Source organism: Cellvibrio chitinivorans (assembly GCF_035117775.1).
Taxonomy (GTDB): Bacteria; Pseudomonadota; Gammaproteobacteria; order Pseudomonadales; family Cellvibrionaceae; genus Cellvibrio; species Cellvibrio chitinivorans.
On record NZ_JAYKKN010000010.1, the window covers coordinates 1 to 21,771 of the forward strand.

The 21,771-nt window shown below is 44.4% G+C and carries 15 protein-coding genes and 3 pseudogenes; 11 read left to right on the forward strand and 7 right to left on the reverse strand.

The genetic code is table 11. The features are described from left to right. Positions 1–802: 802 nt before the first annotated feature. Positions 803–1,798 carry a reverse transcriptase domain-containing protein gene (locus SPL68_RS17635; RefSeq protein WP_323816492.1) on the reverse strand — a complete coding sequence of 332 codons (996 nt, stop codon included), beginning with the start codon at positions 1,796–1,798 and terminating at the stop codon, positions 803–805. Between the two features lie 648 nt (positions 1,799–2,446). Between SPL68_RS17635 and SPL68_RS17640 the strand changes: the two genes are divergently transcribed. After that, a complete protein-coding gene (locus tag SPL68_RS17640; protein ID WP_323816493.1) occupies positions 2,447–6,901 on the forward strand; it encodes an eCIS core domain-containing protein in 4,455 nt (1,484 codons plus the stop codon). Positions 6,902–6,968: 67 nt separating this feature from the next. On the opposite strand, the pseudogene SPL68_RS17645 reads toward SPL68_RS17640, so the two are convergent. From SPL68_RS17645 to SPL68_RS17665, 5 genes and pseudogenes are all read right to left on the reverse strand, one after another. Then, a pseudogene (locus SPL68_RS17645) lies at positions 6,969–8,118 on the reverse strand (IS3 family transposase). Between the two features lie 823 nt (positions 8,119–8,941). After that, positions 8,942–9,814 (reverse strand): replication initiator protein A, encoded by an 873-nt coding sequence (locus SPL68_RS17650; protein WP_323816494.1) that lies wholly within the window; start codon positions 9,812–9,814, stop codon positions 8,942–8,944. Next, positions 9,795–10,238 carry a hypothetical protein gene (locus SPL68_RS17655; protein ID WP_323816495.1) on the reverse strand — a complete coding sequence of 148 codons (444 nt, stop codon included), beginning with the start codon at positions 10,236–10,238 and terminating at the stop codon, positions 9,795–9,797. Before SPL68_RS17655 ends, SPL68_RS17650 begins: the two co-directional genes overlap by 20 nt. Next, positions 10,231–11,259, reverse strand: coding sequence for a ParB/RepB/Spo0J family partition protein (locus SPL68_RS17660; RefSeq protein WP_323816496.1), 1,029 nt, complete (start codon positions 11,257–11,259; stop codon positions 10,231–10,233). The genes SPL68_RS17655 and SPL68_RS17660 overlap by 8 nt, the downstream gene beginning before the upstream one ends. Before the next feature lie 44 nt (positions 11,260–11,303). Next, positions 11,304–12,209, reverse strand: a complete 906-nt coding sequence (locus SPL68_RS17665; protein WP_323816497.1) for a ParA family protein — start codon at positions 12,207–12,209, stop codon at positions 11,304–11,306. A gap of 551 nt (positions 12,210–12,760) precedes the next feature. Here SPL68_RS17665 and SPL68_RS17670 point away from each other — a divergent pair. Next, entirely contained in the window at positions 12,761–13,327 is a 567-nt protein-coding gene (locus SPL68_RS17670; protein ID WP_323816498.1) for a hypothetical protein, read from the forward strand. Between the two features lie 76 nt (positions 13,328–13,403). Here the strand turns inward: SPL68_RS17670 and SPL68_RS17675 are convergent. Beyond that, positions 13,404–14,060, reverse strand: a pseudogene (locus SPL68_RS17675) (ATP-binding protein); the annotation flags it as partial. Between SPL68_RS17675 and SPL68_RS17680 the strand changes: the two are divergent. The 9 genes and pseudogenes from SPL68_RS17680 to SPL68_RS17715 all read left to right on the forward strand — a co-directional run bounded on the left by SPL68_RS17680 (position 14,051) and on the right by SPL68_RS17715 (position 21,764). After that, positions 14,051–14,305, forward strand: a complete 255-nt coding sequence (locus SPL68_RS17680) for a hypothetical protein (RefSeq protein WP_323816499.1) — start codon at positions 14,051–14,053, stop codon at positions 14,303–14,305. The pseudogene SPL68_RS17675 and the gene SPL68_RS17680 overlap by 10 nt on opposite strands. Before the next feature lie 224 nt (positions 14,306–14,529). Then, positions 14,530–15,432 (forward strand): type IV toxin-antitoxin system AbiEi family antitoxin domain-containing protein, encoded by a 903-nt coding sequence (locus tag SPL68_RS17685; RefSeq protein ID WP_323816500.1) that lies wholly within the window; start codon positions 14,530–14,532, stop codon positions 15,430–15,432. Then, positions 15,429–16,298: a nucleotidyl transferase AbiEii/AbiGii toxin family protein gene (locus SPL68_RS17690; protein ID WP_323816501.1), complete on the forward strand. Its 870-nt coding sequence runs from the start codon at positions 15,429–15,431 to the stop codon at positions 16,296–16,298. Before SPL68_RS17685 ends, SPL68_RS17690 begins: the two co-directional genes overlap by 4 nt. 411 nt (positions 16,299–16,709) lie before the next feature. Then, positions 16,710–16,871 (forward strand): annotated as a pseudogene (locus tag SPL68_RS18455) (tyrosine-type recombinase/integrase); the annotation flags it as partial. 23 nt (positions 16,872–16,894) lie between these two features. Next, a complete protein-coding gene (locus SPL68_RS18460; RefSeq protein WP_416377440.1) occupies positions 16,895–17,176 on the forward strand; it encodes a tyrosine-type recombinase/integrase in 282 nt (93 codons plus the stop codon). A gap of 121 nt (positions 17,177–17,297) precedes the next feature. After that, a complete protein-coding gene (locus SPL68_RS17700; RefSeq protein WP_323816503.1) occupies positions 17,298–17,888 on the forward strand; it encodes a hypothetical protein in 591 nt (196 codons plus the stop codon). 243 nt (positions 17,889–18,131) lie between these two features. Further along, on the forward strand, positions 18,132–19,277 hold the full coding sequence (locus tag SPL68_RS17705) for an AAA family ATPase (protein WP_323816504.1): 1,146 nt from the start codon (positions 18,132–18,134) through the stop codon (positions 19,275–19,277). Then, entirely contained in the window at positions 19,274–21,493 is a 2,220-nt protein-coding gene (locus SPL68_RS17710; RefSeq protein WP_323816505.1) for a S8 family peptidase, read from the forward strand. Before SPL68_RS17705 ends, SPL68_RS17710 begins: the two co-directional genes overlap by 4 nt. 112 nt (positions 21,494–21,605) lie before the next feature. Next, on the forward strand, positions 21,606–21,764 hold the full coding sequence (locus SPL68_RS17715; protein ID WP_323816506.1) for a hypothetical protein: 159 nt from the start codon (positions 21,606–21,608) through the stop codon (positions 21,762–21,764). Positions 21,765–21,771: the final 7 nt, after the last annotated feature.

The following is a 21,771-nucleotide window of genomic DNA, read 5'->3' on the forward strand; positions in this document are numbered from 1 at the left end:
TCAAAATGGCCACGTTAATCACTCCTATCTCCCGCTCAAAAAACAAGCAGGATAGTCGGTTTACGTGGGTCAATTTTCGACGCAAATATGGGGGTTTAGTGGGTCAGTTTTAAACGCAAAACAACAGCCCGAGAGCAATGCGACTACCAGCGCCAGTTTTATTTTCTTCATGATTTACCCCTGCCAATAAATTCTTGTACTGCATGTTACGCACGTTGCAGGAATGGCAGCAGAGAGGCGATGAGTGAAAAATCACCACGAAAAGTTTTTTTCCGTTAAAACCAGTTAAAACTAGTTTTAACTGGTTTTAACTGTCCGAAACTATCCAAAATAAACACAAGTTCACGTAATAATGAGAAAACCTCCAATTAAAACAAGCGATAGAATCAGTTTTAACTGGTTTTAACTAGACAAAACTCCCTAAATCCCCCGCCTTTAAATGCTTACATCGCAACGCCGCTGTCTGATCGCTTACATGATGCCAACCCCAAAGTCTCCCTAACCATACATTCAACCTAGCTCTTTCCTTAGATATAAATATCTACCGCTAACCATAATATGGTTGGCGGGGGTGCAAACTTCCTTGAATCGCTGAATTTCCCCCTAAAAAATTTACGAAAATGGCCGTAAATTAGATGTCGTAAAAAACAGGGGTTTGAGGGGGGTAAAAGGGGGGGGGGTCAACCGTAACTCTAGGTAATGTGACAGTAGTAGGCGTAAATAAAATGAGTAAAACTAACGAGGAAGGTACTGCGCTGCCAAAGTACGATGTAGAGCGCTGGGTTGAGAAGGCGGGTCAGTTTTAAACGCAAATCAACAGGGACTGAGGAAATGCTCCACCTCGACGACCTCTAACTTTGTATTTGTGTCGCAGCCACTTGCGCAACTGCATAGCGATATAACTTTCAATAGCACGATAAGCTTGCAGATGAGTTTCTACTGAAAAGTAATTCGCCCATCCCACCAACGTGCGATTTAATTGCTTTACCATTTCTGTGGTGTCCATGCACGAATAAGATTTTGTCGTCATTCCATGAAGCTTTTGCACCATGTTCTTGATGCTCTTCCTTGACGGTCGCATACCCAATCTGGCTTTGCCCGTTTTCTGTAAGTAAAGCCTGCCAAAGGTGTAACCCAGAAAATCAAAAGACTCTTCAGGTATTCGACAAATTCGCGTCTTTTCTTCGTTCACTGTCAGCTTGAGTTTCTCCATAATTTTCCGCATCAATGAAGATGCTTCGCCAGCTTTTCCACACCGACATAAAATCACCAGATCATCTGCATAAGTAACAATAAAACTTCCAAGACGTTCATTCAGACCAAATAGTTTCCACGCCACCACAAACCGGCGCATATATAAATTTGCTAGCAGTGGTGACACTGGCGAACCTTGAGGTATTCCTCGCCGCTGGTCTTTTGCTTCCGTTGTTTTCGTTGCGCGGCCTTTTGAATCTCTTTCTTCGACAGGAAATTCCAACCATGGCTTTAGTAAACTCAATACCCGTCGATCAACAACACGACGCACAAGTGATTTCAACATTTCAACGTGGGGGATACTGCCAAAGTAATCCGAAAGATCTGCATCGATAACATCGGGTCGCCCTCGATACATTTGCTCTTGCACCTCGACTATTGCCTGTTGCACATTGCGCCTCGGACGATAGACATACATCTGCGGTGGAAGATCTGCTTCGAAAATCGGTTCCAACATCAGCAGTGCTGCTGTCATACAGACTCGATCTCTTAGCATCGAGACACCCAACGGGCTAAGTTTGTCATTGGCTTTGGGGATATACATTCGCGCTACCACCTTATTTGGTGGCACGCTTCACCGGAGGTTTCAACTATTTCGTTGCCTCCATAATTGCTCCGGTTGCTTTCGACTGGAGCGATAGCCGAGTGGGATTTTCACCCACGGGGAAAGCGCCGCCTTATCACGGCCCACGCCATTAGCGGACGTTCAAGCCCGTTTAGTAGCAATGATTGACGCAGCCCCCGCAGGCAAGTATTACCCTCGGGTTCAGAATGATTTTCAAAGTAACTTTTGAAAATCGTGATTAAAAAAGTATACCTTGCAACGGCAATTGGCAAGCGGCGGAACATGAGCCTTTTGGTTTAATCGATGTAGTTAACCTTGGCATGAATCATTCTTTAAAAGCACACATGACAACCAATCGCCTGTCATCCTTTACCCATCTTTGCGCCTATCAAAAACTCACCGAAAAGCACAACGCCATTACCGATAAGAATGAATTAGGACTGATTGTGATGATATACGGGCAATTGCAGATAGTTTGTATTGATAGGCACAACAACTCTCAATATTTTTGTTTGACGCATCATACATCTAGGCTTCTGGCGCTTAGGATTTAAGCGTGCTTATAATTTCATTACTTGTGCAGGCCTCTACGTCATTGCACCTCACCCTCCACCGTGACAAGCATCTATGCAAACTCATGTATCCGCGCCAGTCGATCAAACCAAGCAACAGCAAACTAAAACCTCACAAGACCCCCCGCAGTTAACAAGTGAACAACAAGGTGTGTTTGTGGATAACCGGCCAGAAATGGCGACGTACCTGCAACTGCGGCAATTAATGAATAACAGTCGCCAATCTATAGACAATAAAGCCTTACAGGCGATGATGAATAACAGTGCTCAAGTATGTGGAGACGCGGGACAGCAAGCCAAGATAATCAGCAACACTCCTATCCGCGAAGCTCAGGCATCTCAACGCATGCCTACCTCCAGTGTGCAGTCAAACTCGCAATCAGCAACCGCCACTATGATGCCGATGCAACTCATCGAAGAGGAAAAAACCTTACAAACAAAAGAAAACCGCGAGAATAATATTCAACTTGAAACAGCAGCAGAAGCGCCAAAACCAAATAATACGGGCCTGCCTGACAACCTCAAAACAGGTATCGAATCCCTGTCTGGCATGAGTATGGATCATGTGAAAGTGCACTATAACTCCTCACAGCCGGCTCAGTTGAATGCACATGCTTATGCTCAAGGTAGTGATATTCATCTAGCGCCCGGGCAAGAGAAACATTTGCCCCATGAGGCATGGCATGTGGTGCAACAGGCGCAGGGGCGGGTGAAGCCGACCATGCAGATGAAAGGAAGTATTCCAGTCAACGACGACAATAGTCTTGAAGTTGAAGCGGATGTGATGGGAGAGAAAGCGCTGCAAATAGATGCTATGCAAAGTGTTAGGGTTGAGCAAACCAAATTAATTGGATCTGACCCTGTTTTGCCAATGATTACTGGCAATGTGCAGCGTGTGGCTGTGGTGCAGATGGTGAAAGGGGATGATTTGTTGATTGCAGCAGCCCTAATAGCCAGTAATTTGAACAACCAATTGTTGGCTAAGAACTATACAAAGGCACTTGAGCATTATGCAGAACTTAAAAATGCTGCAAAGGATTTGAATCAACGCAAGTCGCTTAGCTCAGGGGAGGATCAGGTCTTTAATCGGCACATTGATGGCGAAGAGAAAAAACCGGGGGTAAACCGGCTGCTTAAAGCTGCCATTGCCAAGTTTATTGAGGTAGCGCAAACCGATTACGATCAGAAAGTGGATGAAATTACGCTTTTTGTCGTGCAGAAGGAAGCACAATACCGGGAGGCATTTGAAAAAATGACTTTGGGTATTGTGAATGGGCAGCGGGAAGATGCAGCAATCTTACAAAAAATGCTCTCTGGTGCAGCAGAGGGATTCGAGAAAGTGGTCAAAGTCAAATCCGAGATTTTAAAGGATGTGAACGAGTATAAGACGGCTGCCAGTAAAGATACTGAGGTTCAATACATTCTAGAAAAGGGAACGAGTGGTGGCGAAGACAGGATGTCCGCCATTGCTTCAAGTACGCTACAAAAATTGAGCCTTACCAAATATGATGTACTAGCATCCAAGTATAAAGATGCTAAGAAGCTCATAAATGAAAATACAAAAAAGTTGGTCACTTTGCCCATCCCCGAAGCGGGTGAAATTTCCACTGACACAAAAACCAAGGCGCTTGTGCTGCTGGCAGGATCCGAGGAGCGTAAGGTTGAGGTTGCCAGAATTCTCCCTGATAGCATCCCCAATCAGCTTAAAGTATTCGCGGCGCTCAAGCCCCACCATTCGTCAGAGGACATAACTAATGTTACTGGCTACCTGACAGACGTGGAGCTCGTCAATCTTGACGCCGCCCTATCACTCATCACTCTGGTCGGGGGAAAGGGCTCTGTGGCTGAAATCAATGCATTCCAAAAAGCCGCCAAAGCGGTGACAGGGGAGCCAGCCCTGTCGGAAATTGTAAATTTTCTGACTGGCCTTGACTATCCTGCGCTGTCATCGCTGACATCATTCATCACCCCTGTGGGAACCCTATGTTCTTTAACAAAAGTTCGCGAGATATGGGAATTGGCAAATGCCAACAAGAGCGTGGAAACGACCCTTGGAATTTTAGGTGAAGGCAATATTCCCGGAGGATTCAAAGCCTCTACCCTAGATATACTGTCAGCATTTGCCAAGAAAACAGGTAAGAGCAAAGTTGATGATTGGAAAACATTGCTTGATATCGAGGGATGGTCGCTAGAAGAAGTACTAGGTTTGGCAATGGGGTTTGATAGCAACGATGGAAACGCCACCGCTGCAAATTGGGCGGCGGCAGCAAAAGCCGATGTCACCCTGAAAGGCAAGCCTGACGAAGTGAGGGCACAGGCTCGGTTGAACATGTTCGCGAGTGATGATTGGTACGATAAACAAGACGTAGGCAAACTCTCCAACACTGATCGCGCCAAGAAAAAATATACCCAGTTACTCTATGCATTACTGGGCAAAGAAAACCTGGATGATTTAAAGGATATTGACCTTGATTCCATACGTGGTGACTTCCTGTCTTCATTACTTTTCTTTCATAAGCATATTGCCTCCTTTCAATCAGGTGTTGGGCAAGGGTTTGACCGCGGGTCGGAGGAGCCGGGTACTTATTCTCGCAGTGACAAGACGCATCCGCTGAACAAGAAATACGAGCAGCTAGTCAATACATTGGGGATAATTCCGGGTACGCTGCTCCAGCCTTTAAATCCGAGCTTACTCAAGCTCCAAGGGAGCAGCAGCATAACAAAAGGGACGCAAAACGGCGTCGATTACCATACGGGTACGGTCGGCGTTGCGTCGGCAGGGCTTCCCTCGCATAACCTGAAAAACTTGGAACAGCAGCAGTTAATCACCAGCAAACTGATCGCCAACAAAGCCACATCAAAAGCAACCTACCTACAAAATTTATTTGAAACAAGAACGCTAGAGAAAAGCACGAAAGCTAGTCGCACCATTGATGACAAATCTGCCGTCACCGATGAACTAGCCAAGAAACAGAAGGCGGCGCTCGCCGGTAGTGTGAGTAAGACTGGCAGTTACGATAATCTACATGATTTCTTGATGACGGACAGAGGGGAGGTAATTTCCAAGCTCTCAACAGCGATCAATGCAATCACCGGTGGCAGCGAAAAACTCTACGCGATCAGTACGGAGGGGCATCCCAATCTCGTTTTATTGTGTCCATCTGCAGGCGGCAAAACCGTAAAGTATGGTGGCTCAACCTATAGCAACACCGAAGCGATCCTGCCAGTCGTGGTCAACGATTTTAATGGTGCTTCCGGTCAAGAAGTGAAAATAACGCAGCGGGGTAGCTTTGGCTTTCAAAGGCCTACCGTTACCGACACCAGCGAGTCCATACGAATTTGGCCAGGATATGCTCCAGTGGAGGCGCTCATCCCAGGGCTGAAGGCGGTTATCACCAAATTGCGCAACAAAGGCTCGTCAGAGACGCTGGCCAAGCTTAGCGACCTTGATGCAATCACAACCGCCACCAGCGGGCCGGTATTGCACATAGAGGCGCTCAAGGCTGCCATGCGTCACGCCATGATTGTGACGGAAGAAAAAGTGCCGGGCACTGCCACACCCGAGAAAAAGCGCGTGGGAGAGTGGATTAAAACCCGGCTGCTCATCAAACTTAAACAATCAGGTATCCTCATCCAAAAAGGGACGACTATTTATGGTGCGCTTTCCACGGCAACTGCAACGGAAAAGAATAATCATTATTTGATCACGGCCGATATGACCGATAAGTTGCAGGAATACAGCATGATATACACCGCTGCCACGCTGGTGGACACGGGCAATCCCAATGCATCGCATACTACCGCAGGCAAGTTCAAGGACAGCAATGATGTCTATGAAAAGCGTGTCGCATCCAAATTCAGTGGTTTGGATTACCGAGTGTATTACCTCGATAGTGGTGAGCAGGCTTTGGTTACTGCAGGCATCCTTGCTAACAGGTTTGAAAACAACAAGGACGAAAACGATACCGGGGTGGGTAAAAGCGGCTATATCAGTCACAACCCTTATTTTGAGATTGGCGTGTTCAAAGGGGATGCCCGTTCAAACTTGAAAAAGGATCCCTCCGGCAAAATCGTCCACGCGGACTTATCTCCTGTTATCACCAGTGGTCGTAACACACCCAAGCCCAGTGCCGAGATTAACAAAGAGGTGAGAGAAACCTGGCAAAATACAGATCGCCTAAAAACGGTTAAGCATGCTGATATTATCCCTATTATCGATATTACTAACAGTAGCCTCGACGGCGTCACCGGCCTAGGCAACATGCCCAACAATTTCATTATTGTCGAGAGTCTCACCAAGCATGCGCAGCTCGGCGCGGATAAGTTCATCATGGGGCGTCTCATCGCTCTGAGTAAAACAGCAGGCAGCAGCGGCGTTATCAGCAAAACCAACTTCATTGATCTTTCGCAGAAAATTGTGGGACCGGTCGCCAATGCAGCTTACAACCCACTACTTGCCAAAATCCGCGCAAACATGGATAAGGCGCTTTATACAGAGCAAACAACTTAACGTGAAAGAAGTGGGATTTTTTTATGCGAGTTAGGTTTATCATAATGAATGTTGGACTTCCCAGACTTTACTCGACACTTTCGAGCCTCTGAAAAAACGCCTCTTCGTATTTAACGGGAGATAGCCCGCCGTTATGAGAGTGGCGTTTGACTGGATTGTGGAACATCTCAATAAAATTAAATATTTCTGTTTTGGCTTCTTCCCTCGTGCTGTAAATTTTCCTGCGGGTTACACGCTTCTTGAATGTTGCAAAAAAACTTTCAGCAACGTCGTTGTCATGACAATTTCCTCGGCGACTCATGGAAGGAATGAAATTATTTGCTTCCATAAAAGCCGTGTAATCATGACTGCCATATTGGCTGCCCTGATCGCTGTGGATTAACACGGCATCTTTCGGCTGACGCCGTAGCTTTGCCATTAGCAGTGCATCAATTACCAAGTGGCGATCAATATTTTTTCCCATAGACCAACCAACGATGCGCCGAGAAAATAAATCCAGTACCGTTGCTACGTACAAAAAGCCTTCGTAGGTTCGCACGGAAGTAATGTCACTAACGCACGAAACATTGGGCGCGTTAGGGCTAAAATTCCGGTTCAACAAATTGGCGGCCACCTTGGCGGTTTTGCTTCCTTTGATATAGCGTCGCTTGTAGCCAATCTGTGTTTTATCCGGTGTTTACGCATGATTTTAGCTACGCGATGCACGCTGCATGTCTCACCCGCTTCACGCAAATCCTTGTGTATCCATGGACTGCCGTAAGTGCCGCCGCTCGCCAGATAATGTTCTTTAATTAATACCAATAGCCGCTGATCTTCTTGTTCGCGTTTTGATACTGGATTTTTTAGCCAAGCGTAATAGCCACTGGGGTGAAGCTTTAAAACATGGCACATCAAACGTACGGAATGCACCTTGATGTGGGCGCGGATACAGGCGTACTTTATTCGTGCGCCCTTGCAAAGTACACGGCGGCCTTTTTTAAAATGTCGCGCTCCTCGGTAACTCGTCTGAGTTCTGCTTTAAGGCGAGCGATTTCAGCTTGCTCGTCAACTAGAGCAGCTTGGCGGGGTTGGGGTTCATTGTATTTCTTGAGCCAGGAATACAGACTATGAGTGGTGGTTCCGAGCCGTCAAGCAACTTCCGCCACGGAATAGCCTCGCTCGGTAATTTGCTTGATGGCTTCTTTCTTGAATTCTTTGGTAAATCGTTTGGCTGACATAAACACCTCATCTTGGAGTTAGATTATGAGGCTTTTAGGTGTCTAGTGAAATCTGGGAAGTCCAGTGCCTGCCAGGAAACATTTCTTCCAGTTCTAAAACCGCTTCGTACAATTTTTTAATTGTGATTTTAAATTTATCGTGATCCATGTTTTTTATGGTTTGCTTTGTGAATTATTTCCAATCTTATTTAAATAATATTGCTTGTAATAAATTAAATATTAATTTATTTAACGTAAGTGCTTGTTGATACATCCTTAGTGGGCAATAACTCTAACTCTATCGCTGTGGTCAACTGGGGCGAAGTGGGTAAAAGCTGTGTGGAAACGCTTTAAGCGTTTTCCATGGCTTTTACCCACGGTGCGTAGCATCGTCCCGGTTGTCCATCAGCAGTATGTGTATAAGTTGGCTCTACAACAAAGTTACTAATATATGGTTATAAATACATAGTTATTAGTAGTTATTAAATAGTTACATTCTCTGAAAAGCTTGATCTATGGGGCTTAGCACGGTCCTTTGGTGTTTAAAACCACGATTTTAAGTGTTCAAAACCACGAGAGATGGTGGTTAATGTCACGAATAATGGTGGTTAAAACCACGAATACTGGGTGGTTAAAATCACTATGCAATTCACAGTAAATTCACTGCTTATTCAATGGTGGTTAAAACCACGAATGTAAAAATCAAAATAACATACCGTATGTTATTTTGGTCAAAACAACTAAACCATAAAAACTTGATGATTATTCGATCTATTGTTGATTTCTTTTATTTGTGTTGGTGGTTAAAACCACGAATCTGATGGCTTTAGTTTCATTCCGGTGGTTAAAACCCCGACTCTTTTATCCCAGTTTCTAGTGCATGTAGCTTCTTTTGCACTGATTCTTTGTCTTTATACACTTCTATTTTCTCAATAGTGCCGGACTGTTTCGCTGTTTTATATACAAGGTAATAATCAGGAATCGACTGTTCTTCAACAAGAGCTTTTATCTTGCGGCGAAATTCTTTTAACTCTGATTTAACTCCAAATTTTTTATAGAGGTTTTCGAGCCCTATTTCCCAACATATTTGATTGCCGCAATGCTTTCTACATAGTTCATACATTCTGCGATCATAAGGGGATCTTAATTTGAAATACTCGCGATTATAGGTAAGTATTTTGTTGTTAGTGATTGAAGCGAATAGGTGTTCTGACAATACAACTTCAACGTAATCTAACCGACCGTTTTTGTCTGTTACTGCGTTGCCTGAGTCAATGAGACCGAAGATCTGCCCTTTCTTATTGTCCAGATTATTGATGTTGCTTTTAAAGGTGGTACCGCGCAGCCTTGCCAAGGTGTCGGTAATTCCTGCATAAGACTTGCCATCCGTTGCTCTATTGGTACTGATCAGATAATCGTAAGCTGTGATCTTAATTCGTCTGGTAACGTCTTTGCCTCGATTCAGGGCTTCTGCTACTTGGCCGAAACAGTAGAGTAGTAAGTCTTTATCATGGATGGTTGCCCTGCCTACTACAGACGGAATAATCTCAAGCCAATTACCATTCGACCCTTCATAGCGGAATACATCTGTATCTGGTTTGGAGCTTATCGCAAAGATGGGGTATTCCATCGAGTGCAAATCTCCTTTGGGTGCAATGTCGATTATGTCTGCTACAAATAGGTCAAGTTGATCGGTTTTATCCGGCGGCTGACTCATCGAAACCTCCCTTTTCTGCAATTATCTTGGTACGTGTCTCCTGAGGAGACAGCTGCATACCTATACGTGCGAGCAGCTCTTGTGTGATCGCAGTTCTGATGATTGAACTGCGATCTGTGCGGACTTTCTCTTCAGCGAGGACTCGCTCAATTATCTGGTCGATTTGTTCATCAAGGCTGGATGAGATAGTCACAGGAATGGATTCGGTTGAACCGGGTACGATGAATTCTTCTGCAATCAAGTTAAGTGCATCGGAGCGGAGCAGAAATTTTGTTGTTACCCCTTCGATCCACTTCGATCGTTGCTTACGGTTGAAATCTGCCTCTTCCATTGCCTTATCAATTCGCACCAACATACTTGTAGGTACGCGTATGCTGGTGCGTGTGATGCCGCTGTTGGCTTTTGGTAAGGAGAACTTAGCCATTTTGGCGCTCCTCTATCCCTGCTAGTAACAGAGCAATAGCATCGTTAACCCCTGTTTGGCTGGACAGGTCAGTCTCTTTTAACAAACTATCCATTTTTAATTGCTTGGCGGCGGCTTTGATAATTTGCCCAAATTGAGGAACCTGCTGCTTACTTGTGAACTTGATATATGACTTGGGTTTAGCCTTTTGAGTTGGCGTACTGATCTTGTTTTCAAGTTCTTGTGGTGACAACTGTGCAAGTGCTGCTGCCTGTTTAAGATCATTGACTCTCCCAGCCTTTATTGCATTTAGCAGGATGGCTGATGGGTAGCGCAAGACAGCTAGATAGCGTTGGCACTCTGCCCTACTCCGCCCGATCAACTTACTGAGTTTGGTTACTGAGGTGTTATTTATCCCCTCGCCTGCTTCAATTATTTTTCTGATCAGCTCTACTCTTTCCTGAAGATTCATATCTTCACGGTGAACGTTTTCTTCCCACTGAAGTGTGTCTATCTGAGTCCGGTTATACCCCTGCTCTACAATTCGGGCCGCGATATTAAACTCGCCAAGAAGAATATGAGCGAACAAGCGGCGCTCCCCTGCTATGAGGTGAAAGGTACTTTCATCCCGCCACACTACAATTGGGTGCAATAAACGGTCTGCTGATTTCAGAGCAGCAGCAAAGGAAACCAAAGATTCCAAATCTCCTAAGGCTTTGCCAGTTAAGCCTTCTGCCTCCCCTACTCTGGAAACGTAATCTTCAATCCACTCTGTTGGATCCTCGATACTCAACAAGGCTTTGTTGAAAGGGTACTTATTCGCAATGCTTGCGACTTGCGCTTGCGTTAACGCCAGCTTACGGGGATTTTCCGGGTCGCAAATTACATAGGCAACGGGGATGGTTTTTACCAAAATTTCCTTTACGTTCGCAGCGGTAGCGACTTGAGCGGCCACCGATCCTGCCCACTTTTCTACACCACCTTCGCCGGTATCTATTTTGCCGGTTCCGACGCGATTACTGCTGCCAAATTTGCGTGCCATTTGGTTTCCTCCGAGGTGTCTCCTTAGGAGACACCCTTTATGAATTAGTTAAAAATGTGCTCTGTAATGTATGCGCCCACTGCAGAACTCTGTCTGTGGGCGGCATGTTGGGCGGAAATCTGAAAGATGCTGCGTGGTGAAATACCCTTTAGATCGCGCTCGGGAAATGCTGTCGATTGTGGTAAATAAACATCTTCCGGGAACATCACTTTGCCCAGTTCCTGATGGAGCATTTCCAGAGTGCTGCGGTGAATGTTGGTATTGGCGCGGACCTTATTGGGGCACAAACCAATCAGCTGTAACTGGTCGGTATCACTACGAGAAAAGTTTTCAGATTGGATGACCTGTAGCATCGCGTTAATACCCTGCAAACTTTTTTCTTCAGGTTCAAAGGGGATAATGGCATGGGTGGCTGCGCGGACAGCCGAACGGAAAATCGGGTTCCGGCTAGGGCCAGTATCCAAAATAATGAGATCGTAAGTCTCTGCAACATCCTCCATGTGGAGAAATTCACCCAAGCGATCAATGATCATCGAACTGATCTTTCCTGATGCGTTATCGAACTCACTGTTGATTCGTTCGAGTAGGGAAGGGTGGCCAACCATAACCTCTACGATATTTTCAAAGCCATTTTCTTCACGAATATAGGTTGGGTGAGGCAATACGGCTTTACCGAAAAAAATGTCCGCAATACTGGAGCGGGAGTCCAAATCTGGATCTCCGTCATAATCGGGGTGCAGTGGAGGGAGTTGACCACCGGTTGCTTGCGGCGCACTTTCCATGCCTACCCAATAGTCGGAGGAGTTGCATTGCATATCCAGATCGACAACCAGAACATTCTTTTTGGCAACTATTGCGGCGTATTCAGCGATTACGCTGGCGACAGTCGTTTTACCGACTCCACCTTTTTGATTCAGTACAGCAAGCACTTTACTTTTATAGGAAAACATTCTGCACCTCTGTTGTTAAAAACATACATTGCATAATATACATATGCTATTCGTTATAGTCACCCATTAATTCCTTTTCTAGTTCGATAGGATTTTGCAGGCAATACTTTCATCTGAAAGAGCCGTGAATTATCTCAGTGATATTCGAAGTCTCCTAAGGAGACACCAGTTAGAAAGAGATTGAAAATATTGTGTTAAGACCAACGAAGCCTTAACGGATAACTATCTGCTTTGTTCAAAGACTCGGTTGCCATTCGGCAGGGCGTTTCTGCCATTTCACATGGATAGCTCCCTTGGTAATTGCTCTTATCAGACAAAAGTTGTCTGGATATAGTCATTAATGATGGAATCATTGCCAGCGTAAGAGCACTTAGTTGGCTGGGATAGGGCAGGGTAGAGCTGCTGATTTAGGGCAGATGGATAGTTGATGTCTGTTTTGAAGATAAAAATCAAATAAAACAACTTTGTAACTGTATAAAGGTTGTCATGTGACAACTATTTCTGCGGGAATATGCTATAAAGTTGTCACATGACAACCAAATGGTGCCCTAATGACTGATCAAGCTAATAACGAAGTGAAAGGAAAAGAGCTATTTAATCCACTTGTGTCAGCAGGGATGACTGGGCTTGCTATTAAGAAGGTGCGATATATAGAAAATTTGCTCCATGCGAATTGGAAATCCAAAGCAATTCAGCAGCATTTAGGGATCAACAAGTTTGAATATTCACACCTGACGCGGATTTCACGGAAACTTTCAGAGCAGGTAAAGGATTTATTGCTGAGATCAAGGTTATCGCTAGGTCACGCTCGCGCGCTGACTCGTCTATCCGCAAGCGCACAGGAGAAAGCAGCACGTGACGCCATATCAAAACATTGGTCGGTAGGGAGGTTAGAACAAGAAGTTCGTTCAATAATTGAGGGAAAACCAGTAAATGACGACAACAGTTACTACGAAAACCTGGGCGAAAAAATCTCTTCCATCATCGGCCATCCAGTTAAGGTAATTCCCGGCAAAAACGACCAGTCTACCGGAACCATACAAATCACCTATTTAGGCTACGACGCTTTCGACGGAATCATGGCTCGGATGCGGGTAAATCTAGAGGAAGAGTTTTAGACCTTAATCTATTTATGTTGATTTGCATTTAAAACTGACCCACCGGAGGGGCGCAGTTTTGGCCCACCCTTAATAGTCATTTTATGGGTTTCGTTTGGTTTGAATTCTCTTTGAAACGATAGCTGTCATTGCCCGTTGGCAGTGATTGGTGACTCGATCCGATAACGCTTTGGACATCTTTGCATCACCAAACACATTCGACCATTCAGCCAAGCTGAGATTGGTGGTGATGATTATGCTGGTGTGCTCATACAACGTACTCATCGAGTGGTACAACAAAGCCCACAGTTTGACTGAAGGGTAAATAACCCATCTCATCCAGAATCACTAAATCGGTACGCATTGAACTTGATGCAATTTGCCAGGCTTCGCCTAGCTGTTTTTCGTTCTTTAATGCATTTGCCAATTCAGTTGTCGAGAAAAAACGAGCGCGCCGATGCAATTGCACAATCGCTTGAATGCCGATGGCACTGGCAAGCTGAGCTTTGCCCGTACCGGGTCGGGCACCGACAAACACGACATTCTGTGGATTACTCATAAAGTCTCCGGCACACAGTTGCAGAATCAGCACCTCATTGGCCATGCTCCTCGTAAAATCAAAGCCATTAAGATCACGATAGGCAGGGAATTTTGTGGTCTTCAGTTGATAAGCCACCGAGCGCATTTCATATTCGGCCAGTTCGGCTTTGAGTAAATGATTGAGGATGTTGGTGCTCGGCTGGAATGCTGGAGAACTGTACCTTTAACTTCCAGATGAAACCCTACTTCCCCAAAGAGGTTTCAAAAGAATTCCTATTAGTCGATTTGGTGAACAGCGTAAATAAACTGGCAGAGAATCAGGATGCGGTATTGGAGTGTATTCGTCACGTAGCTACTAGCATTAACTCATCATCTTTGAAGAAAGATGCCCAACTTTATGGTGGTGTTCGAGCCAGGAAATTATTTGCATCAATGGATGGTAGGGGTGCGAACCTTTAGCTTGCCTTGCTAAGGCAAGATGTCTTTGAGTGGGTGCTAGCCCATTAAGGCGGACTAACACTAAATGTTAACGGCTGTAGACTATTACGTCCTAAGGACGTAATAGTCTACAGCTGATAATGATTTGTTGGCAAGCTTTTCAGTACCTTAAAGACATTTCCTTGACTTATGAAAATCCGACTGCTATATGTCCTAAGGACATATAGCAGTCGGAATGCCAAAAAATGAAAGCATCAAAAGCTCTTACTCTTTCGTTGGGCGAACTTAATATGCCCGTAATAACCGAATATCAGGTGGGGCTAGCTCTCCATAAAATCTATCGCCAAAAAGAATACAAAGGCGAAACTGTGGCTCTACAAAAGGATGCAGCGGAGCGTAGGGACTTTAATAAGTATCTTTTGAATCTGATTGAAGATGGTGTCCTCAATAAGCACTCTGACCTGCCTCCAAAAGTCTTCGCTTTCGTGGGTCACCTCCGGTGGGCTCCGGAAGAGGTTGTGTGTGCTGCAGATCCTTTTTCCTACATTTCTCATTTAAGTGCAATGGCTTATCACGGATTAACGGATCGGATTCCGGTGAAGCTTTATGTTTCATCTCCTGGTCCAGCCGAGTGGAAAAAGTTTGCTCAAGAGCGAATGGAAAAAGACTTGGGTGAAAATTTAAATGAGTACACAAATAACGGACTCCCTCTGCTAACTCGATCCAACTTTTTAAAGATTGGAAAAACTGAAATTCATTCATTTAAATCCAAGCATCTTGGCGCTTATAAAAATGCGCATGAAAGAGCAATCCGGGTTTCTACAATGGGGCGCACATTTTTGGATATGCTGAGAAGCCCTGAGTTGTGTGGCGGAATTAATCATGTTCTTGAGGTTTATGATGAATATGCGGAGAAGTATTTAAGACTAATAACCGATGAGATAAATACTCATGGTGCCCCCATTGATAAGGTAAGGGCTGGCTACATTATTAGTGAAAGATTAAATATAAAAAATGATGTTGTGGAAAGTTGGATTGAATATGCACAGCGAGGAGGATCAAGAAAGCTTGATGCTACTGGTGAGTATATTCCCGAGTGGTCTGACAGGTGGTGCCTTTCTATAAATATTTTTGAGAGGGCCAAATGAATACCAAATTTGAAGAAATTAAGATTTCTCAATGGGTGCAATCTGCAGATAACGATGAAAATAAAGAGTTCAGGGCTGCTGTACATACCATTCTCTCTGCAATTTCGGCAGAGAAAGAATTAAAAGCCAATATGGTTTTGAAGGGCGGAATATTATTGGCAATACGCTATCAAAGTCATAGATTTACAAAGGATATAGATTTATCAACTGCGCAAACATTAAAGGATATTCAGCCTGAAAATATTGCTGCTGCTCTTGATCGAGGCTTGGCCAACATGGTTGAGATATTGGATTATGATTTGGACTGCAGAGTTCAAGCTCATAAGTTGCAACCAGCGAATCAGCCGGATGCAACATATCCATCAATAAAGTTCAGCATAGGTTACGCGTATAAAGGTACGTCAAAACATAAGCGTTTAATTAAGTTGCAATCTCCCAGCATAATCTCGATTGACTACAGCCTGAACGAATCAACGCCGAACATTGACAGTGTCGAGTTGACGCAAGGAGAAGAGCTTCTTGTGTATTCGTTGACTGATCTTATTGCTGAAAAGTTTCGCTCCTTGTTACAGCAAGAAGAGCGAAACAGATATCGCAGGCAGGATATTTTTGATTTATGCATTTTGTTGCAATGTATTGATGATGTTGATTCGGTTGAAAAGAAAAAAATCCGTGACTCAGTGTTAGAGAAATCTAGAGCTAGAGGTATTGATCCTACTGCAGATTCTTTTGAAAGCGAAGAGCTGAAGAGAAGAGCAAAGGAATATTACGCAACTATTGCTGATGAAATAGAGGGTGATCTGCCAGATTTCGAGGAGTCATTTAAATATGTAGCAAATTTTTATAAATCGTTGCCGTGGGAATAGTTATATCTAGTGCGCCAACATAGTTGCTGCGAGCGGTGGGGCCGTAGCAAGCAGTGTATTGAGTTCTATGCGGAAGACTGTTTAGCCAGAGGGCAAAGTAACTCGACTGTTTACACTAAACGCATACTGCTCGCTGCTTTTGCGAAGTGGTGTTTAAGTGAGAATATTCGCTTGGTTACACAGTTGGATTTGAATTCTCTGGGAGGTTATCGGCGGTTTTTAAACTGTTACCGCAAGGCGCGTGACGGTGAGCCGTTAGATCTTGCTACGCAACGTATGAGGCTCATGGCTGTCACCGGTTTTTTAGAGCGGCTTTACTATTTCGGTATTATCAAATCGGATTTCTTTGTTTATTTCAAATTACCCAGAGTAAACCGACGATTGCCAGCCGATGTTCCTGATGAAATTGAAATGGAGCAAGTGCTCCGGCAAGCAATGACGAAAGGAAAAATGGCAGTGCGTGATCGTGCGATTCTGGAAGTTTATTACGCTACCGGTGTTCGCCGCACCGAGTTGGCCAATCTGGATATCAAAGACGTTGATTTCAAGTATCAACTGGTCACTGTGCGCAAAGGTAAGGGGGGCTTGATCGAAGGGTGCCTATCGCTACCAGAGCCCTTAATTGGATTCGGCAATATCTCAAAGAGCTCCGTCCAAACCTTCAGAAGCTGGATTCCGGAGAAGCATTATTTTTGGGCGCGACGGGCAAGCGAATTCGGCCTAGTAAGCTCTCGGATATGGTTAGCGCTTGTGTACAGCGATCAGGTGTCGGTAAGTCCGGCTCCTGCCACCTGTTTCGCCATGCCGCAGCTACGGCCATGCTGAGGAATGGAGCTGATATTCGCTATGTGCAAGAGATGCTGGCCATCTGGATATAACCAGTACTCAAATTTATACCCGAGTGACCGTAATGGATCTGACCAGGGTGTATAACGATACACACCCAGCTGCCAGAAACTAAATATCAGTATTTTTGATTGCATTTTGTGGGGCACAAGCATGTCTTCATTGAATGAGTTGAAGCGGCAATTAAAGCCGGGTCAGGTATATTGCAGGGCCGATCTGGCGCAGTGGAGTAATGCCGTTGATCGCCATTTGAAGCAGTTAGTAAAGGATGGAACCTTGCAGAAGGTTTATCAGGGGGTGTATGCCTGCCCCAGGAAAGCGTCATTTGGTAAAGCTGCGCCAGAAGATTGCAAACTGGTCGAAGCCTTCTTAAAAACCAACGATTTTTTATTGTTTTCCCCGAATGCCTACAATTCGTTAGGTGTTGGTACAACACAGCTCTATAACGAGCAGGTCGTCTACAACTGGAAGCGTCACGGTAAGTTCAAGTTGGGTAACCGAACCTTCATCTTTCAGGTAAAACCATACTTCCCCAAAGAGCTTTCAAAAGAATTCCTGTTGGTCGATTTGGTAAACAATATAAGCAGATTGGCAGAAGAGGAGGAGGCTGTCTTGGAGCGCGTCAGTCAGGTAGCTGCCAGCATGAATATATCTGCCCTTAAAAAAATGATACGACGCTGTGGTGGAGCTAGAGCTGTAAGACTCTTTGCGTCGATTAATGAGATCACTGTGCATCCTGCCTGATTATTTGCTCCTCCATGAGGAAGGATCTGATTCGAATGGCGGTGCGCCACTGTCAGCATCTCAATAGTCCCAATTCCCGCATCTGCTTCGCTGCCAAGTATTGGCATGAGACTTATCTGGAGTGCTGTCCTCGCTCCAAAGTAATAGTGACTTTATTACATTAAAGGTACTATAATTATTTAGTCCATTTTATTTAAATAAAAATTACTTAAAAATCAGATACATATATATTGTGCGGAAGAAATGACAGATATAAACAAAGATTTAGTCCAGGTTGTTCGTCTTGCCCTTTCTGAGCAGACTGAAGATGTTCGCCTGTTCGTGGCTCGGCTTGTTCGAAAATATAGGGCAACTGATCCGGAGCTGTCTGAACAAATGGATGTGCAGCTGAAAACTAATGCTCCTAGAAGCCAAACCTTAATGCGAAAGGTTACCCCCCAATTTGATCAGCCGGTACCGACAGACGATCAATCTGGCTTGTCGCTGTTGAAGGTTTATAAGGGGGAGGAAGGGATTGAGACTCCAATGCTTGCATCAGGTATCCAGGAAAAAATAGAACAATTAATCCAAGAGCGGTTACAAAAGGATCTTTTAGCATCCTTGGGGTTGCAGCCTACAAAATCTGCAATTTTTGTTGGCAAACCCGGCGTAGGTAAAACGGTAACCGCTCGTTGGCTCGCCGCTCAATTGCAAGTTCCGTTATATATTTTGGATTTAACTGCTGTCATGAGTAGCCTTCTTGGGCACAGCGGAAACAATTTAAGAGCTGCGTTGGATTTCGCAAAACGAAGTCCTTGTATTTTGTTGCTGGATGAAATAGATGCTATTGCAAAAAGCCGCAATGACGATAGTGATGTGGGTGAATTGAAGCGCTTGGTGACAGTTATTCTGCAAGAAGTTGATGAGTGGCCGTCTACAGGTTTGTTATTGGCTGCAACAAATCACCCTGAGCTTATTGATCGAGCTTTGTGGCGGCGTTTTGATTTACTTGTCGAATTTGGGGTGCCGAACATCTCAATGGTGAAGGATGCTATTAAGCGCTTTTTAAGTGCAGATATTTCATTATTTGAGCGTTGGTTAGATATCTTGGTTTTTGTGTTTCAGGGCTATTCATTTAGTGATATTGAAAGAGATATCCAGCGTTTCCGACGCGCGGTTGCATTAGGAATGTCATCAGATACTCAGTTAATTGAAGATCTCATAAAAAGTCGCGTTTTTGAATTGGATCATTCCTCTCGTATTGAGCTTGCAGTAGAGCTAGCTAAGCAGGGTGTTTTTACTCAGCATAATATTCATGCATTGACGGGTGTTAGCCGCGACACGATAAGAAAATATTCCAATAGTTCATCTGAAAAAATTCAATCCTCAAGGAGGAAATCTAGCACATGAGCCAGACAAATTTTTTAATTGGTCGAGGCGAGTTATTAACTCACGATATCAAGGGGCCAAAGAGAAAGCCGGATAAAGCTGAAGTCTATACTTTGGATTATGCGAAGGAGAGATTGGCTCCGCAATTTATTCGGGCAGCTAAGGCTCTTGATAAGTTGCCGCCTGAAGCATGTCCAGATGACTTTGGTGTAATGCGGTTAGCTATGAACCCAAGTTACATTGCAAAGTCTTTTTTTCCCGCCGCTATTTTGCGTTTTGCTGGTTTGGAATCTGTTGGTAGTCGAACAGTCAAGCTTACTCCAGAGGCATGGAGCAAAAAAGGAGAGCCTAGAGAATGTACTACCACGGAGTTATTTGTGGCGGGCAAGAGAGAATCATTTCGTAATTTGGTTGAATGGACTGAGGGGCTTGAGTTGGGCACCAAAGAAGCCCTTGATCTAGCTCATATTGAAAGATTTTCCGTTTTTTCCCCGGAAGAGCGCATTGTGTCTTTGGGGGAAAAATCAGATCACTTTTTTGAGGTCGGTATTCACCTCATTTCTGATGAGAATAATCGGTTTATTCAACGATCTTTTATTGCATACGCTCAACAACTTGAGCTAAATGTTTTTGCGGATCTGAGCTTTATTGCTGGGAGCTTATGGTTTATTCCAGTTGAAGGGAATAATAAGAAGATCCAGGAACTTGCCAAATTTTCTTTGGTGCGTGTAATTAGGCCGATGCCAAAGTTACGCGCACTCCGTCCTATGCAGCGGACGGGAAATATCTCGATTAATTGTACTTTACCAACAGAGCAGCCTCTATCATCAGAACCAAAAGTAGCAATATTAGATGGCGGCTTGCCTGAAAATCATTCGATAGGGCCTTGGTTGCGCTCCTATCGGCTTCTAGACGAGGATGCTGAAGATGACTTAGGTGGGGTGGAACACGGTTTGGGGGTAACGTCCGCATTTCTTTTTGGGCCTATTAGTCCAAACGGTTTGGCCTCTCGACCTTTTTCCTATGTCGATCACTTGCGTGTTTTAGATAAGGATATTCAGCTAGAAGATCCTTTGGAGCTTTATCGTACGCTTGGTTTTGTTGAAGAAGTTTTGTTATCACGTCAATACCAATTTATTAATCTTAGTCTTGGCCCAGACCTTCCGATAGAAGATACGGAAGTGCATGCTTGGACGTCAGTAATTGATGATCTATTGAGTGATGGTGATACGTTAATGACTGTTGCTGTTGGGAATAATGGGTCGAGAGATCGAATATCTGGAAACGCTAGAGTTCAGGTTCCATCCGATTGTGTTAATGCGTTAGCCGTGGGTGCTGCGAGTAACACACAACCTGGATGGGCTCGCGCATCTTATAGTGCTGTGGGCCCTGGTCGCAGTCCTGGTGTGGTGAAGCCAGATTTAATGGCATTTGGTGGGGATGCGGGTGAATATTTTCATGTGTTGCAGCAAGGGAAGAAGGCGTCTTTAGCGCCTCAATTGGGTACTAGCTTTGCTGCCCCATATTTATTACGGAATGCGGTAGGTATTCGTGCAATCCTGGGAGCAGATCTTTCACCTCTTGCCATAAAGGCACTGCTTGTAAATGCAGCAGATTCTGCGGGTCATGACAAATTGGATGTGGGCTGGGGAAAAATTCCCGAAGATTTGATGAGTGTTATCACTTGTCCATCCGGAACTGCTCGCATTGTGTATCAGGGTGAGCTTAAGCCTGGTAAATATTTGCGAGCCTCGTTGCCTCTCCCGGTTGGTGGCTTGAATGGAAATATTCGGCTCAAGGCAACCTTCTGTTATGCATCGCCAACTGATCCTCAGGATGCTGCTGCTTACACAAAAGCTGGGTTGGAAATTGTGTTTCGGCCAAACGATAAAAAGATCAAAGAAGGAAAGGCTAACGCAGATACTAAGGGCTTTTTCGATTTGAAGAAGTATTCAACGGAGGAGGAGCGTCGTTCGGATCTGGGTAAATGGGAGACCGTAATACATGGTAATAAAAGTATGCGCGGCTCAAGCCTTGATAATCCGGTTTTTGATATTCATTACAACGCTAGAGAAGCTGGTGCCAGTGCTAAAAGCGCGGAGAAAATTCGCTACGCACTCATCATAACCATAGAAGCACCAAAACATTTAGAGCTGTATAACGATATTTTAAAATCTTATGTGAATACATTGGTACCAATTCAGCCTCAAATCGCAATACCTTTGCGTATTCGTTAAGGGTCTAAGATATTGATTATAGCCAGGGGTTCAATGTAGATGCTGCTGCGTCTAAGTTTTATCTAAGCTAAGATCAAATGAAATTTTTGATAAATACAAAGAGGATGGTGTTATGGTGTGGGAAGATTTAATAGGTTACATACTAACTTTTATTTTTGGCGGTGCAGTTGGAAGCTTGATAACAATTAAAGTTCGATCTGACGCAAACACGGTTCAGCAAAATAATAATAATGTTAATAACGGAAATATTGTTGGTCGAGACAATAAGTAGGTTTTTG

Bases quoted from the DNA above. Each gene is read 5' to 3' on its own strand.
- SPL68_RS17635 (WP_323816492.1), bottom strand. From the start codon at position 1,798: ATGTATATCCCCAAAGCCAATGACAAACTTAGCCCGTTGGGTGTCTCG.
- SPL68_RS17640 (WP_323816493.1), top strand. From the start codon at position 2,447: ATGCAAACTCATGTATCCGCGCCAGTCGATCAAACCAAGCAACAGCAA.
- SPL68_RS17650 (WP_323816494.1), bottom strand. From the start codon at position 9,814: ATGAGTCAGCCGCCGGATAAAACCGATCAACTTGACCTATTTGTAGCA.
- SPL68_RS17655 (WP_323816495.1), bottom strand. From the start codon at position 10,238: ATGGCTAAGTTCTCCTTACCAAAAGCCAACAGCGGCATCACACGCACC.
- SPL68_RS17660 (WP_323816496.1), bottom strand. From the start codon at position 11,259: ATGGCACGCAAATTTGGCAGCAGTAATCGCGTCGGAACCGGCAAAATA.
- SPL68_RS17665 (WP_323816497.1), bottom strand. From the start codon at position 12,209: ATGTTTTCCTATAAAAGTAAAGTGCTTGCTGTACTGAATCAAAAAGGT.
- SPL68_RS17670 (WP_323816498.1), top strand. From the start codon at position 12,761: ATGACTGATCAAGCTAATAACGAAGTGAAAGGAAAAGAGCTATTTAAT.
- SPL68_RS17680 (WP_323816499.1), top strand. From the start codon at position 14,051: ATGCTGGAGAACTGTACCTTTAACTTCCAGATGAAACCCTACTTCCCC.
- SPL68_RS17685 (WP_323816500.1), top strand. From the start codon at position 14,530: ATGAAAGCATCAAAAGCTCTTACTCTTTCGTTGGGCGAACTTAATATG.
- SPL68_RS17690 (WP_323816501.1), top strand. From the start codon at position 15,429: ATGAATACCAAATTTGAAGAAATTAAGATTTCTCAATGGGTGCAATCT.
- SPL68_RS17700 (WP_323816503.1), top strand. From the start codon at position 17,298: ATGTCTTCATTGAATGAGTTGAAGCGGCAATTAAAGCCGGGTCAGGTA.
- SPL68_RS17705 (WP_323816504.1), top strand. From the start codon at position 18,132: ATGACAGATATAAACAAAGATTTAGTCCAGGTTGTTCGTCTTGCCCTT.
- SPL68_RS17710 (WP_323816505.1), top strand. From the start codon at position 19,274: ATGAGCCAGACAAATTTTTTAATTGGTCGAGGCGAGTTATTAACTCAC.
- SPL68_RS17715 (WP_323816506.1), top strand. From the start codon at position 21,606: ATGGTGTGGGAAGATTTAATAGGTTACATACTAACTTTTATTTTTGGC.